The organism is Providencia sp. PROV080, assembly GCF_033688105.1.
Taxonomy (GTDB): Bacteria; Pseudomonadota; Gammaproteobacteria; order Enterobacterales; family Enterobacteriaceae; genus Providencia; species Providencia zhejiangensis.
The window spans coordinates 3,800,677-3,815,904 of sequence record NZ_CP096346.1 but is presented as its reverse complement, the minus strand read 5'-3'; the positions used below and the strand labels follow the sequence as shown (position 1 = coordinate 3,815,904).

At 41.9% G+C, this 15,228-nt stretch carries 13 protein-coding genes; 7 read left to right on the top strand and 6 right to left on the bottom strand.

What is annotated here, in order from left to right:
* Nucleotides 1-141 precede the first annotated feature (141 nt).
* The gene (gene msrA / locus M1F03_RS17165) at nucleotides 142-783 is read right to left on the bottom strand and encodes a peptide-methionine (S)-S-oxide reductase MsrA (RefSeq protein ID WP_318840029.1); all 642 of its coding nucleotides are present in this window, start codon (nucleotides 781-783) and stop codon (nucleotides 142-144) included.
* A gap of 133 nt (nucleotides 784-916) precedes the next feature.
* Between msrA and tamA the strand changes: the two genes are divergently transcribed.
* The 3 genes from tamA to M1F03_RS17150 are packed head-to-tail and all read left to right on the top strand — an operon-like array spanning nucleotide 917 to nucleotide 6,780.
* Nucleotides 917-2,659 (top strand): autotransporter assembly complex protein TamA, encoded by a 1,743-nt coding sequence (gene tamA, locus M1F03_RS17160; protein WP_163863204.1) that lies wholly within the window; start codon nucleotides 917-919, stop codon nucleotides 2,657-2,659.
* A complete protein-coding gene (tamB, locus tag M1F03_RS17155) occupies nucleotides 2,656-6,426 on the top strand; it encodes an autotransporter assembly complex protein TamB (RefSeq protein WP_318840028.1) in 3,771 nt (1,256 codons plus the stop codon). The genes tamA and tamB overlap by 4 nt, the downstream gene beginning before the upstream one ends.
* Before the next feature lie 3 nt (nucleotides 6,427-6,429).
* The gene (locus M1F03_RS17150; protein WP_154624531.1) at nucleotides 6,430-6,780 is read left to right on the top strand and encodes a gamma-glutamylcyclotransferase; all 351 of its coding nucleotides are present in this window, start codon (nucleotides 6,430-6,432) and stop codon (nucleotides 6,778-6,780) included.
* 106 nt (nucleotides 6,781-6,886) lie between these two features.
* Here the strand turns inward: M1F03_RS17150 and ppa are convergent, their stop codons facing one another.
* Nucleotides 6,887-7,417, bottom strand: a complete 531-nt coding sequence (gene ppa, locus M1F03_RS17145) for an inorganic diphosphatase (protein ID WP_154624532.1) — start codon at nucleotides 7,415-7,417, stop codon at nucleotides 6,887-6,889.
* Nucleotides 7,418-7,628: 211 nt separating this feature from the next.
* Nucleotides 7,629-8,636: a class 1 fructose-bisphosphatase gene (gene fbp, locus M1F03_RS17140; RefSeq protein WP_154624533.1), complete on the bottom strand. Its 1,008-nt coding sequence runs from the start codon at nucleotides 8,634-8,636 to the stop codon at nucleotides 7,629-7,631.
* 301 nt (nucleotides 8,637-8,937) lie between these two features.
* On the opposite strand from fbp, the gene mpl reads away from it, so the two are divergent.
* Nucleotides 8,938-10,317, top strand: a complete 1,380-nt coding sequence (gene mpl, locus M1F03_RS17135) for a UDP-N-acetylmuramate:L-alanyl-gamma-D-glutamyl-meso-diaminopimelate ligase (protein ID WP_318840027.1) — start codon at nucleotides 8,938-8,940, stop codon at nucleotides 10,315-10,317.
* Between the two features lie 184 nt (nucleotides 10,318-10,501).
* Here mpl and argR read toward each other — a convergent pair whose 3' ends face one another.
* The gene (gene argR / locus M1F03_RS17130; RefSeq protein ID WP_154624535.1) at nucleotides 10,502-10,972 is read right to left on the bottom strand and encodes a transcriptional regulator ArgR; all 471 of its coding nucleotides are present in this window, start codon (nucleotides 10,970-10,972) and stop codon (nucleotides 10,502-10,504) included.
* Between the two features lie 439 nt (nucleotides 10,973-11,411).
* On the opposite strand from argR, the gene mdh reads away from it, so the two are divergent.
* Nucleotides 11,412-12,350: a malate dehydrogenase gene (gene mdh, locus M1F03_RS17125; protein ID WP_154624536.1), complete on the top strand. Its 939-nt coding sequence runs from the start codon at nucleotides 11,412-11,414 to the stop codon at nucleotides 12,348-12,350.
* Nucleotides 12,351-12,429: 79 nt separating this feature from the next.
* Here the strand turns inward: mdh and M1F03_RS17120 are convergent, their stop codons facing one another.
* On the bottom strand, nucleotides 12,430-12,702 hold the full coding sequence (locus tag M1F03_RS17120) for a helix-turn-helix domain-containing protein (RefSeq protein WP_251464754.1): 273 nt from the start codon (nucleotides 12,700-12,702) through the stop codon (nucleotides 12,430-12,432).
* A gap of 517 nt (nucleotides 12,703-13,219) precedes the next feature.
* Here M1F03_RS17120 and M1F03_RS17115 point away from each other — a divergent pair.
* Together M1F03_RS17115 and M1F03_RS17110 are read left to right on the top strand one after the other, a co-directional pair.
* Nucleotides 13,220-13,567 carry a DNA-binding protein gene (locus M1F03_RS17115; RefSeq protein ID WP_154622861.1) on the top strand — a complete coding sequence of 116 codons (348 nt, stop codon included), beginning with the start codon at nucleotides 13,220-13,222 and terminating at the stop codon, nucleotides 13,565-13,567.
* A 146-nt stretch (nucleotides 13,568-13,713) separates the two neighbouring features.
* Nucleotides 13,714-14,076, top strand: a complete 363-nt coding sequence (locus tag M1F03_RS17110) for a DNA-binding protein (RefSeq protein WP_154622860.1) — start codon at nucleotides 13,714-13,716, stop codon at nucleotides 14,074-14,076.
* Nucleotides 14,077-14,101: 25 nt separating this feature from the next.
* Here the strand turns inward: M1F03_RS17110 and ispB are convergent, their stop codons facing one another.
* Nucleotides 14,102-15,073: an octaprenyl diphosphate synthase gene (ispB, locus tag M1F03_RS17105; protein ID WP_154622859.1), complete on the bottom strand. Its 972-nt coding sequence runs from the start codon at nucleotides 15,071-15,073 to the stop codon at nucleotides 14,102-14,104.
* Between the last annotated feature and the right edge of the window lie 155 nt (nucleotides 15,074-15,228).

Sequence of the window (15,228 nt, the reverse complement as noted above, 5' to 3'; positions counted from 1 at the left end):
CCAAATATTACCTTCAGGAACCTCTGACCCTTTATGGAGGATCCCCTGAAGGCAACTCTTTCTACTACAGAGATAAAATAGCGCGGAGGTGCGCAAAATTGGGTTAGTGACGTTATTATAGCATTAGGTTAAATTTTCTGCCTAGTTTATGTTCTGTGGCGGTAAACAAATTCCAGTTCCTCCTAATCCACAATAGCCTGCTGGATTTTTATGGAGGTATTGTTGGTGGTAATCTTCCGCAAAATAAAAGGTTTCTAATGATGCAATTTCTGTGGTGATTTGGCGAGTATCATTTTGAGCAACCATCGCTTGTTGATAAGCCGCTCGTGTCTCTTGTGCTTGCTGTAATTGTGAATCAGAAACGGTATAGAGGGCTGAACGATATTGTGTGCCAATATCACCGCCTTGACGCATGCCTTGGGCTGGATCATGGTTTTCCCAAAACAGAGTTAATAGATCAGTATAGCGGATAGTCTGTGGATCAAAGACCACTCTAACAATCTCGGTATGGCCTGTCAGTCCTGTGCAAACTTCTTCATAGGTTGGGTTTGGGGTAATTCCTCCACTATAGCCAACAGAGGTGGAATAAACGCCGGACTGCTGCCAAAACAAGCGCTCAGCGCCCCAAAAACAACCCATCGCAAAATAGGCAACTTCAGCATTCTTCGGAATATTATCAATCGAATACTGGTTCACCGCATGGTATGGTGAATGGGGAATGGCGGTTTCTCTACCGGGTAGCGCTTGCGAAATACTCACGGGTTGTAATTTATTAGAAGACATAACAGATTCCTATGTGTGGTAATGTGCATTTTCGGTAAAAATTAGGATAAAAACTTGTATCTAGAGTTTATTTTACTCAAAATAAATTGATATGAAGTGTTTAGTCAAATTATCAATGATCTTAGGAGCGGGCGTGTCAAAATACCCTATCATCTGTTTTCTAACCTTAATGGCGACAGTTCCTGCTGCGTATAGCGCAAATCTACGCCTTAATATTGAAGGACTTGAAGGGCAACCTAATCAGAACGTCCGTGTTCAGCTTTCTAATATTTCTCAGGATGAAGTGGTGCCTAATGGTCGCTTTCGTGCTCGTGTCACAAAAGCAATCGAGGAAGGTCTGAAACCACTTGGATACTATCAGCCTAAAATTGAGTTCACTTATCAAGAAAATAAGCCACCAGCACGTTCCGTATTAACGGCGAAAGTCACACTGGGCGAACCTGTTCGAGTACAAGGTGTTAATATTACATTAGAAGGGGGAGCGAAAAACGACCCTGACTATGCAAAAATGATAAAAAATAACACACCTAAGATCGGTACGATCCAGAATGATGGCGAATATGAAAGCTTTAAAGGTAAATTTAGTGGGCTTGCGATCCGTAAAGGTTATTTTGATGCGATCATGGAAAAAAGCCAACTAGGCATATCACTTGATCACCATGCCTCTTATTGGGACTTTGACTTTAATAGTGGTGAGCGTTACCGATTTGGTGACATTTCCTATGAAGGTTCTCAAATCCGCACTGATTATCTGAACAACCTCGCGCCTTTTAAAGAAGGTGAATATTACACTTCAGAACAACTGGCCGAATTTAACCGCCGATTAGTGGAAACGGGTTGGTTTACTTCCGCCATTGTGACACCCAATATTGCTAAAGCTCGGGAAGAGCACACTGACCTGTTGCCAATGGAAGGGGTGATGGTTCCTCGTGCAAAAAACTTCGTTGAATTAGGTGGTGGTTATGCCACTGACGTTGGTCCTCGCGTTAAAGCAACATGGAATAGGCCTTGGGTAAACTCGCGAGGGCAAAGTATTACCTCAAATATCAGTTTATCGCAGCCTGAACAGATTATTGATGCTAGCTATAAGATCCCCCTTAAAGCCAATCCTTTAGAACAATATTATGCGGTTCAAGGGGGGTATAAACGTACTGACTTAAACGATACAGAGTCCGATACGACGACCCTAAACGTATCACGTAATTGGGATTATTCCAGCGGCTGGCAATATGGCGTGAACATGCGTTGGATGTTGAGCCACTTTACCCAAGCGGATGTCACGAATACCACGATGTTGCTTTATCCTGGGGCTAATGTTAGCCGAATTCGCCAACGTGGTGGTGTGATGCCAAGTTGGGGGGACAGTCAGCGTTACTCTATTGATTATTCGAATGAAATTTGGGGCTCCGATATCGATTTTCTTGTATTGCAAACTAAGCAAGTGTGGATCCGCTCCCCATGGGAAGGCCATCGTTTTGTATTCAGAGGAAATTTAGGGTGGATTGAAACGAATAATTTTGACAAGGTGCCACCAGACTTACGTTTCTTTGCCGGTGGTGATGGCAGTGTACGTGGTTATGGTTACCAAAAAATCTCACCAGAGGATAGCAAAGGTAAACTAACAGGGGCATCTAAACTGGTCGTGGGTTCCATTGAATACGATTATAACTTCACGGGTAACTGGTGGGGTGCTGTGTTTATTGATAGTGGTGAAGCCGTTAACGATATTAAGAAAAGTGATTTTAAAACGGGGGCTGGCGTTGGTGTCCGCTGGGTTTCTCCGGTAGGACCAATAAAATTCGACCTAGCGACTCCGATCGGGGATCCTGATAATAATAAAATACAATTTTATATCGGCTTGGGGACTGAACTATGAAATGGATGAAGTGGTTAAAATGGACAGCTCTTGCCGTTTTACTTGTATTGATCTTGATTGTTGCCGCACTAAGTTGGGTATTGGGCACGCAATCAGGCCTCCATTTTGCACTTAATAGTGCGACACGTTTTGTACCTGGGCTAGAGATCCGCTCTATTGATGGGGATATCAATAATCTGACCTTGGCTGGGGTAAAATACCAAATGCCGGGCGTCGATGTTGATGCAGAAAAACTGCATCTTGCATTACGTTTAGGCTGTTTGACTAGTCGCGAGCTTTGCATTGATGATCTTTCGACTGAAAATGTTATCGTCAATGTTGATACCTCAAAAATGCCTCCTTCAGAAGAAACGCCGCCTTCTGAGCCATTAACCGAATTGAATGCGCCACTCACGATTAATCTCAATCAATTACAATTAACATCAACCAAAGTTAATGTTGATGGGATGGCGATTGACCTCGAAAAGTTTAAGACAGGTATTCACTGGCAGCAAAAAGCACTGACATTAGCACCCATGGATGTGATTAATTTAGCGATTAATCTGCCAGTAAGCGAAGAACCGCAGCCAGATGAACCCGTGACAGAAGTTCCTGTTGGTGAAGAAAAATCGATTGGCGAAACGCTGAAGGAACTGTTCGCTAAACCATTACTGGCGGAATTACCGGAAGTGATCCTTCCTGTCGATTTAAATGTTGAAGGGATCAACGGTTCGAATTTACAGCTAACGGGCGCGACGGACGTTGTGATCAATAGCTTGAATTTAACGCTTTCAAATGATGGGCAAAATGTCCTACTGAAGAAATTTACGGTTGATTCGCCCCAAGGTCACCTTGCCTTATCGGGAACAGCAACATTAGCCGATAAATGGCCTGTTTCTCTGTCGATTACTGGGGAAAGCCGTCTAGAAGACCTTGATGGTCAAAAAGTCGATTTATCACTCAAAGGTGGGTTACTTGAGGAGCTAAAACTCGCACTGAACTTAAGTGGACCGGTGAACGCAACCTTAGCGGCTCAAGCCGACCTTGCCCAAGCTGACTTACCTATTCAGTTAACGTTAGAAAGCCAGAAACTGAGTTGGCCATTAGTGGGTGATGCTCAATATCAACTTGATGGTACACGTTTACGTTTGAATGGCCGACCTTCTGCTTATGATTTATCTCTTCGCTCAGCGATAACTGGGCAGGAAATTCCACCATCCACATTGATGTTGGATGCGAAAGGGAATGAAGAGCAAGTCAATATTACTCGTCTGCGATTAGCGGCTTTACAGGGTAATGCTGATATTACGGGTGTCGCTGATTGGAGCAAAGCAATCAGTTGGAATGCCGTATTGACCTTATCAGGTATCAATACGGCTAAGCAATGGCCGGAATGGCCTGCAAAAGTCGATGGTAAGATTGCGACCCGGGGTAGCCTTTATGGTGGCAGCTGGCAGTTACAAATACCTGAAATTACGTTAGATGGTAATGTTAAGAATAACTTACTCAAAGCGCGAGGTGAGGCGACAGGTAATGCTGCTGGACAGTGGAATATTCCAGAGCTGAAACTTTCACTCGGAAAAAACCACCTTGATGTTAAAGGAAATCTATCAGATAAATGGAATTTAGACACGAAAATCAATGCGCCGGGATTAGATGGCATATTGCCGGGCCTTGGTGGGGTGATTATCGGTGATGTTAAATTACGAGGTGACCTGCAAGCGCCTGAAATATTGGCGGATTTAACAGCTCGTGGCGTAAGATGGCAAAAAGAGCTGTCTGTCGATAATGTTGTTATCAAAGGTAAAGTGGCTTCAGGTGAACAGATCAAAGGTGACTTATCCGTCGTTGTTCGCCAGTTAAAACAAGCTGACCTCGTCATCAGTCGCTTAACTTTGGATGCGAAAGGTAGCGAAAAGCAACATACCTTAAAGCTGGATGTGAGTGGGGAACCCGTCTCTGGCCATCTAACATTAGCAGGTGGGTTTGATCGCCAAACTGAGGTTTGGAAAGGCAACCTGAGTAATACCTTGTTTGAAACCCCCGTTGGTGAATGGAAACTCAGCAAGGCCATGGCTCTTGATTATGCAAATCAAACTCAAGAAGTGACGGTTGGTACCCATTGCTGGGTGAATATCAATGCGCGCCTTTGTGTGCCAAAACCAATTAAAGCAGGTAAAAACGGTAGCGCGGATATTGTGCTAGAACGTTTTGATCTTGCAATGTTGAAACCCTTCCTCACGGATGAAACACGTGTTCGCGGTGTGTTTAGTGGTAAGGCGAATGTTATTTGGAAAGATGATGGTAGCTTGCCACAAGCGAAAGTGGATCTAAAAGGCGATGGTGTTAAAGCCGTTCAGTTAGTTGATGGTACTTGGATACCGCTAGAGTTTGATACCTTGACGTTAAGTGCGGCGTTGAAAAATGGTAAAGCCAATTTGGATTGGTTATTCAAAATCGCCAATAATGGTCAATTGAAAGGCAGTGTACAAATTGCGGATCTAGAAAAGAGACGTCAGCTTTCAGGTCATGTTGAGATCAATCGCATTACATTAGCGCTGATTAAGCCATTATTAGGTGAAAAAGAAGTCGCAAATGGGGATTTAAATGCCAACTTACGCCTTGGGGGAACGGCAAATAATCCATTGCTCAACGGTAACTTGGCGCTTTCCGGTTTGGAAATCAAATCATCATTGATTCCCTTTGATATTAAAAGCGGTAACTTAGGGATTGCCTTTAATGGCACGAGTTCCGTAATGACAGGGCAAATTAATACGCCAGAAGGTTATCTCAATATCAGCGGTGATGCAGATTGGCGTAAAGTTGATGCATGGCGAGCGAAAGTGATGGCAGTCGGTAATAACTTACGTGTTTCCATGCCTCCAATGGTTAAAGTTGATGTACAGCCTGATATTGTGTTTGAAGCGTCACCGACGTTACTGACATTAAATGGTAGCGTGACAATTCCATGGGCGAGGATTACGGTACAAGAGCTACCAGAATCTGCTGTTGGTGCTTCTTCAGATGTGGTCATGTTAGATAGCGACTTGAAACCTATCGATAAAACCAGCACGCCAATTCCAATTCAAACTAACTTGGATATTAAGATTGGTAATGATGTTCAGTTGGATGCTTTTGGCCTGAAAGCCCGTTTGACGGGGATGTTAAAGGTATTACAAAACAAACAAGGTCTGAGCCTTAATGGACAGATCGATATTCCATCGGGGCGTTTCCGCGCTTATGGGCAGGATCTGATCGTACGTAAAGGTCAGATACAGTTCTCGGGACCTGCGGATCAACCATTCTTGAACTTAGAAGCAATTCGTAATCCAGATAACACTGCCGATAATGTTATTGCAGGTGTTAAGGTCACAGGACTTGCAGACAAGCCAAAAGTCGAGATATTCTCTGAGCCAGCCAAAACACAGCAAGAAGCTTTATCCTATCTGCTACGCGGGGAAGGATTAGAAAGCGGAGATGCTAATGGTTCACAAATGACATCGATGCTAATTGGACTCGGCGTTGCGCAAAGTGGCCAACTTGTCGGTAAAATTGGCGAAACATTTGGAGTCTCTGATTTGGCACTCGATACGCAAGGGGTTGGTGATAAATCTCAAGTCGTGGTGAGTGGAAAAATTACTAACGACCTACAAATTAAGTATGGTGTTGGTATATTTGATTCATTGGCAACGTTAACGTTACGTTATCGATTAATGCCGAAGTTATATTTGGAAGCAGTGTCTGGTGTCAATCAGGCCTTGGATCTTCTTTATCAATTTGAGTTTTAAAATATGCGTGTAATTGTTTATGGCAGTTTAAGGCGCAAGCAAGGGAATCATCACTGGATGACTTATGCTCAGTTGCTAGGAGAGCATAGCTTAGAAGGCTATGAGCTTTATGACCTTGGCTATTATCCAGCGGTTATTAAAGGTGAAGGTGTGATTGAATGCGAAGTTTATCGCATCAATCCGTCTATTCTGACTGAATTAGACGAATTAAAGAAAAATTCGCAAGACTATGTCCGTGAGTTAATCCCTACGCCATATGGTAATGCTTGGATTTACCTGTATCGGCATTCTGTTGAAGGCTTACGCAAAATTAAGTCTGGTGATTGGCTCAAGCGCCACGAAGAAGAAGAGTAGTTAAATGCCGGTATACGTCATCGTTGCCGGCATTTTTGTTTGTTCATATCCACAAAAAAGGTGCTCACGTTACCGTTAGCACCTTTCATTTCCCCAGAAAAGGGAATTATTTTTTAGCTGCGCGTTCGAAAGAAGAGATAATTTCAGCTTTAGCCGCTTCAGCATTATCCCAACCATCAACTTTAACCCATTTGCCTTTTTCGAGATCTTTGTAGTGTTCAAAGAAATGGGTGATCTGTGCACGTAGCAATTCAGGCAGATCGTTTACGTCTTTAATGTGATCGTATTCTTTGCTTAGTTTAGTGTGCGGTACTGCCACTAATTTAGCATCTTCACCAGACTCATCTGTCATTTTCAGCACACCAACTGGACGGCAGCGAATAACGGAACCTGGTTGTAATGGATAAGGTGTTGGTACCAACACATCAACAGGATCACCATCTAAAGACAGCGTGTGATTGATGTAACCATAGTTACATGGATAGAACATCGCTGTAGACATAAAACGATCTACAAACAGAGCGCCAGAGTCTTTATCAACTTCATATTTGATAGGATCTGCATTAGCAGGGATTTCGATGATAACGTAGATATCTTCTGGCAGATCTTTACCTGCCGGTACATTGTTCAGGCCCATGAAAAAGTATCCTTTATGTTAAAAACTAATATGTCCATCAATATATTAGATCATATCCAAACAATCTAACCTATTTTGGTCCATAGCGTGGGGGGTATTATAGCCGTAAAGAGGGACAAAACTCACTAGTTGGTAAGCTATTCATAAAAAAAAGCTGAATAAAGAGAACAAAAAAGGCGGGATAACCCCCGCCTTAGCGTAAGAAATCAAGTTATTCAGCGTCAGGGAACTCACGCATGAATGATTCTGCTTTTTCCACCATCGATGCGGTACCGACAAAAAAGGGTACGCGTTGGTGAAGCTCACTTGGTTCGATATCTAAAATACGGTCACGACCATTGCTAGCCTTACCACCTGCTTGTTCAGCAAGGAAGGCAATTGGGTTGCATTCGTATAGTAAACGCAATTTACCATTTGGGTGGCTCGCTGTGCTTGGGTAGATATAAATACCTCCCTTGAGCAAGTTACGGTGGAAGTCCGCAACGAGTGAACCAATATAGCGCGTCGTGTATGGACGACCTGTTGCTTCGTCTTGTTCTTGGCAGTACTTAATGTATTTCTTAACCCCCATAGGGAACTTAATGTAGTTACCCTCGTTGATTGAATACATTTTGCCTTCCGCTGGATACATCACTTTTTCGTGAGACAGGCAGAATACGCCAAGTGATGGATCATAGGTAAAGGCATGAACACCACAACCAGTTGTATAAACCAACATAGTGGATGAGCCATAAACGACGTAGCCAGCAGCCACTTGGCGATGGCCTGGTTGCAAGAAGTCGGCTTCAGTCACAGGCTGACCAATTGGGGTAATACGATGGTAAATAGAGAAGATTGTTCCGACGGAAACGTTTACATCGATATTAGAAGAACCATCTAATGGATCCATTAATACGACATATTTCGCGTTTTCTGCACGATCACCTTCGAAAATGACGATTTCATCTTCTTCTTCAGAGGCAATACCGGCAACTTCCCCGCGAGCTTTCAAAGCTGCTTTTAATTTTTCATTTGCATACAGGTCAAGCTTCATCTGGACTTCACCTTGTACATTCGAAACACCACTTGTGCCTAGAATGTCGACCAGTCCAGCTTTGTTAATATCACGATGGATAATTTTAGCGCCCAGTTTAATTGCTGACAGTAGTGCGGTCAGCTCTCCTGTTGCATGAGGAAAATCTTGTTGCTTATCGACGATGAATTCGCCTAATGTTTTCATGACGAAGGTCCTGAATATAATTGACAGAGGTTTGCAGGGGGGAATTGTACCCTTGCGCGGGGAGTTTATCTATACCCTTCATACTTGCTATCGCAGCGTTATGGGCTGAGTTTTGTTACCTGAGTCACATACTTGCGTATGCCCCCTTAAAATTGTTGTTGCTTGCCGCGTGTTGTCGCTTGAATGATTTTGGGAATACTCTGCATTTTTTGTTGTGGTAAGAATTCGAATTTTTGGTCTATATAAACCTAACATTGATGGGTAGAATAATGATAAACCTCATGCTATTGGATGGAAAATAATGCACATACATATTCTGGGTATCTGCGGTACGTTTATGGGTAGTTTGGCAATACTGGCTCGTTCGCTCGGGCATAAAGTGACAGGCTCCGATGCAAACGTGTACCCTCCGATGAGTACATTGCTAGAAAAACAAGGCATTGAACTCATTCAGGGCTATGACCCTAGCCAGCTTGAACCTGCACCGGATATGGTTGTTATCGGTAATGCGATGACACGCGGTAACCCTTGTGTAGAAGCGGTATTAGAAAAAGGCCTAACTTACACATCGGGTCCTCAGTGGTTACATGACCATGTTTTACCCGAGCGCTGGGTGCTTGCCGTAGCAGGAACACACGGTAAAACAACCACAGCGGGCATGTTAACATGGATATTAGAAGATTGTGGTTATCAGCCCGGCTTTCTGATCGGCGGTGTACCCGGAAACTTTGAGGCCTCTGCTCAAATTGGAGAAAGTCCTTTCTTTGTGATTGAAGCGGATGAATACGATTGTGCATTTTTTGATAAACGCTCGAAATTTGTTCATTACAGCCCAAGAACCTTAGTGTTGAATAATCTCGAATTTGATCACGCTGATATTTTCGACAACCTTGAAGCTATCCAAAAGCAATTCCACCATCTCGTCCGCATTGTGCCGAGTAACGGCAAAATTTTTATGCCCGATAATGACTCAAATCTGAAACAGGTTATTGGAATGGGGTGCTGGAGTGAACAAGAATTTATTGGTGAACATGGAGAGTGGCAAGCTAATAAATTAAATCATGATGGAAGCCATTTTGAAGTTTTCTACCAACAAGAAAAAGTGGGCGACGTCATTTGGTCACAAGTCGGCAACCATAACATCCATAATGCGTTAATGGCGATTGCAGCCGCACATCATGTTGGTGTTCCCGCAGCAGAAGCGTGTCGAGCATTACATAAGTTTATCAACGCGCGTCGTCGTTTAGAGTTACGGGGTGTTGAATATGGCGTGAGTGTTTACGATGATTTTGCTCATCACCCAACGGCAATCTTAGCGACCTTAGAAGCGTTACGCAGTAAAGTTGGCGGTACTTCACGGATTATTGCGGTACTTGAGCCTCGCTCAAATACCATGAAGATGGGGATCAGTAAAAATGATATTGCACCATCATTAGGCCGTGCTGATGAAGTATTTCTCTTCCAACCTGCGAATATTCCTTGGATGGTGACAGAAATCGCTGAAAATTGTGTGCAACCTGCACGTTGGAGTTCTGATATTGAAGCGTTAGCGAACATGGTGATTGAGACCGCACAGCCAGGTGATCATATTTTGGTCATGAGTAATGGTGGTTTTGGTGATATTCACGGTAAATTGCTTGCGGGACTTAAAAAGAAATCCGAAGCCGAAGGCGAAAATTAAAATAAGCCTTAATAAAAAAGGCAGCTTAACGAAAGTGTTTCATTGGTTGAGTCACTTCTGAAGCTGCTTTTTTATTGCAGATGATCATCGGGCGGTCATGAGATAAGGTCAGAATTGACGACTACAGTGACCGCATCGATGTGAAAGAAGGGGCGAGAGGCTTCCCGCCTGAGTGACAACAGTCTTAGAGTTCTTGATCAAAAAGCGCAAGGATCGCTTCATAAAGCTCTTTAGTGGTGAAATTATTCGCTGGCGTAGAAAAAATAGTATCGTCACCCGCAATGCTACCTAAAATACCCTCCGCTTTCCCCAAAGAATCCAGTAAACGTGCGATCAGCTGCGCTGCACCTGGGCTGGTTCTAATCACAACAACAGAGTGATTGTAATCAATATCAAGTACAAGGTTTTTTAGTGGGCTGGTGGCAGTAGGAACACCGGGTTCAGTAGGTAAACAGTAAACCATTTCCATTTTAGCGTTACGAGTACGAACGGCACCGAACTTAGTTAACATTCTGGAAATTTTTGATTGGTTGATATTTTCAAAGCCTTGCTCTTGCAGTGCGATCACAATTTCAGCCTGAGAGCTAAATTTTTCTTCTTTAAGTAGAGCTTTAAAAGCTTTAACCAAGTCTTCTTGTTTAGACGGTGTACGCATAATTAACCCATCCTATGACAATAAATTAAGTTGTATTATCCGTAAATGTGAATTTTTATGCAACAAAATTGCGTTATGATGGTTTCGTGTACAGGAACGATCTGCCTTTATGAATCGAGCACTCAATGCGGAGATGGTTTTAGCGTGAAACACTCAATTCGCACAGAAAAAAATGCGCTAATGTATTATTTGTAACAAATCCGTAAAAACTATTTATTATGTAAAGGTCAATAGTGATAAAAACTATTTGTTAAAAAAGTGCCCCTTATCTCATTAACAGATAAGGATTTTGTTTAGAATAGATAAAATGAGTACGTAAGCGTATTAACTTTAATATGCTTCAACATCTGTTAATGAATTGTTTTTTATCAGTAATGTGTTTAATGCATAACAAGATGAATCCATATACTTTTTAAAGTACAAATAAAGGAGTTTCAGAATGAAAGTTGCAGTTCTAGGCGCAGCAGGTGGTATTGGTCAAGCTCTGGCCCTTCTTCTTAAAAACCAGCTTCCAGCAGGTTCAGAACTCTCTCTATACGATATCGCACCAGTAACTCCGGGTGTTGCTGCAGACCTTAGCCATATCCCAACTGATGTGAAAGTGGTTGGTTTTTCAGGTGAAGATGCGACCCCTGCACTGAAAGGTGCCGATGTTGTACTGATCTCAGCTGGTGTTGCTCGTAAACCAGGTATGGATCGTTCAGACCTGTTTAATGTTAACGCTGGTATTATTCGTAATTTGACTCAACAAATTGCGACAACCTGTCCAAAAGCCTTGATCGGTATCATTACTAACCCTGTTAACACGACAGTGGCTATTGCTGCTGAAGTACTGAAAAAAGCAGGTGTGTATGATAAAAACCGTCTGTTTGGTGTGACAACGCTGGATATTATCCGTTCGAATACTTTCGTTGCAGAACTGAAAGGTAAGAAACCTCATGAAATCGAAGTGCCTGTCATTGGTGGTCACTCAGGCGTCACGATCCTACCTTTATTATCTCAAGTTCCAGGTGTTGAGTTCACCGAAGAGGAAATTGCTGCACTGACTAAGCGTATTCAAAACGCAGGTACTGAAGTTGTTGAAGCAAAAGCAGGTGGTGGATCTGCAACCCTGTCTATGGGTCAAGCAGCTGCACGTCTCGGCCTCTCTCTGATCCGCGGTCTGCAAGGTGAACCTAACGTGATCGAGTGTGTTTATACTGAAGGCGAAGGTGAACATGCCCGTTTCTTTGCTCAACCCGTTCGTTTAGGCAAAAACGGGATTGAAGAGCACATCTCTTACGGTAAATTAAGTGATTTTGAACAAAAAGCACTGAAAGATATGCTAGATGTACTGAAAAAAGATATCGAACTAGGTGAAAAATTCATTAACGGCTAATTGTCGCTCAGTTTTTTACTGAATTTTAAGAAAACCGCTGCTCCTAACGAATTGGGTCAGCGGTTTTTTTTATTGGTTTTTAGCGTGATGTTGATACTTTTTCTCTTACCTTTCTTTCTAATAATTCACCTGTCATGGGATTAAAATAGCGGCTTGGCCATATTTCTGATGGGTGGATTTCAAGAAAATTTGCAATAATCCATTCTCCTTTTGGCCAAGGGCGAGATAAAGCGTTCGCCAGTGTGGAAGAGCTTAAACCCGCATGTCGAGATATTGCTGCTAGAGTTGTTCCGCGTTTACGTAATGCGGCAATTATATCTGCTGGATGCCAATCCGATTTCCGTAAGATCATTTTTTAGTCCTTTTTTTACTCAGAATCATGTAGAGTTAGTAGTACATCTAACAGGACTTTGTGATACATTCACTGCAATCGTCCTGTTATTGGAAATAAAATAACAGAAATTTCCCAAAAATATTTCTAATTTTTTCTAAAAATTCAGTTTTATGAAAGGGATTCTATTTTTGTGAAATATTAGAAAGCGTTAGCAAATATATTTGTGGGTACATCTAACATATTGAAAATAAAAACTAACTACTTATAGTTATCTGAGGGAAATGGCATATTAATGATTATAGTTATAACTACTAATAATATATAAATATTATTCAGCAAAAAAAGAGAATTGTATGCTGATTTCAACTCAATTTGTTGTTATTAAAAGAAATTAAAATACACTTTACATGTATAACTCATATATTAATTAATAATAAGTTTTAATAAAAACAAATGAGAATAAGGTTATTGAGAAAATAAGCACATTTTTCAGCAATTATTATTGAATTGTAAATAATGACCAGGAGGGTCAAGTATGCAAAAAGAGTGGTTAACAGCGAAAGAGTTAGTTGGTTTAAAGGGATTGCCAATGACAACTCAGGGGATAAATGCGATGGCTCGTCGGGAAAACTGGCTATGCCGCAAACGGCGAGGTATTCAAGGAAAGGCGTTGGAATATCATATTCATAGTTTACCTGAAGGTTTATTTGATTCCTTTTCTGTTTATGAGACGCCTGCATTATATCAAGTAAAACATAATGATAATGCATTTATTTGGCAGGAAATATATTACCAACTTTCACCGGAAGAGCGCAGCGCCATTTTGGCATTTATTATGCGCGAAGGGGTAATAGCATTAGTGGATTTAATAAATAAAAAATGACCTACCTTAAAAAGAGGTCTGATGTAATTAATTAATGAAGAATACTTATATTTAAGCTCAATTAATTCTTTGTTAACAAGGTAGAGATATAGTTCTAGATATAGCCTCAACGGCAGATTTCATCATATAAATTCGAAAGAGATAATATGAAAAAAATGTGGTTCACTGCGAAAGAATTAGCAGGTTTAGAAGGCTTACCAACTTCCCCCCAAGGCGTTAATTTAATGGCGAGAAGGGAAGGATGGAAAAATCGTCGTAAGCGTGGTGTTCAAGGTAAAGCTGTAGAATATCATTTAGATAGCTTGCCTGGAGAAATACAGGGTCAACTGAGTCTTGCGGAACCCTCTGTGGGGTATCAAAGCCAAAGGATGGATGCTTTACAAATATGGACGGGCGCGTATTACCAACTGACAGAGGCTGAGCGCAATAAAATCGTTAAATATATTTTGCGCTATGGTTTATCATCATTGCTCGCTCGAATAGAACAAGAAGAAAAAGGGGAAGAATAATTTCATCCCCTAATGGCATAGAGAACTATGAATGACGTGAAATCGCGACGTTAGCAAGACCGATAAGCGCTTCTTTGTATATTGAATCATCGAGAACACTTAAGGCATCAATGGCTTTTTGCGACTCTTCCTGTGCGCGGGTATAAGTATACTCGAGCGAGCCACAACGTTTCATGGTAGCGAGTACTGTCTCTAGCAGATGACGACCATTACCTTGCTCGATCGCTTGGCGGATCAATTTAGCTTCTTCTTCAGTGCCATGATTCATTGCATGCAGAAGAGGAAGCGTTGGTTTCCCTTCATCAAGATCATCACCCGTATTTTTACCGAGTTGCGTATTATCGGCATCATAATCTAGCAGATCATCAATCAATTGAAAGGCTGTACCTAAATAACGGCCATAGTCCTGTAAGGCTTTCTCTTGCTCGGGAGTTGCAGAGGCTAAAATCGCCGAAGCATGTGCAGCAGCTTCAAATAAGCGGGCTGTTTTACTGTAGATCACTTGCATATAGTTTTCTTCAGTAATGTTCGGATCGTTACAGTTCATTAGCTGTAAAACTTCACCTTCTGCGATGACGTTTGTGGCTTCTGACATCAACTTCAATACGCGCATAGAGTCAAGATCCGTCATCATCTGGAAGGATCGAGTATAAATAAAGTCTCCTACCAGTACGCTTGCCGCATTGCCGAAAACAGCATTGGCAGTTTGTTTGCCACGGCGCATATCCGATTCGTCGACCACATCATCATGTAATAAAGTGGCTGTATGGATAAACTCGATCAGGGCAGCAACTTGAATATGTTTATGCCCAGAATAGCCAAGAGATCGTCCTGCCAGCACTGCGATCATTGGACGGATCCTTTTCCCACCACCGCTAACAATGTAATAACCAAGCTGGTTAATGAGCGCAACGTCTGAATTCAATTGACTGAGGATTGCCTCGTTAACCGCTGACATATCCTCTGTAGTTAGTTCAACAATAGATTCTAAATTCATCGTAATTTATTCATATTATAAGATTTTAGCCGTCACCTGTTGCTAAAAAAAGGTGCCGCCAATAAAACAGTTATCCTGTAAGCATAACATTAATATTTCTAAGATAATTAGTTGTAATGCAAAAAATGTTTAAATAAGTAACAATTCGAGTTATT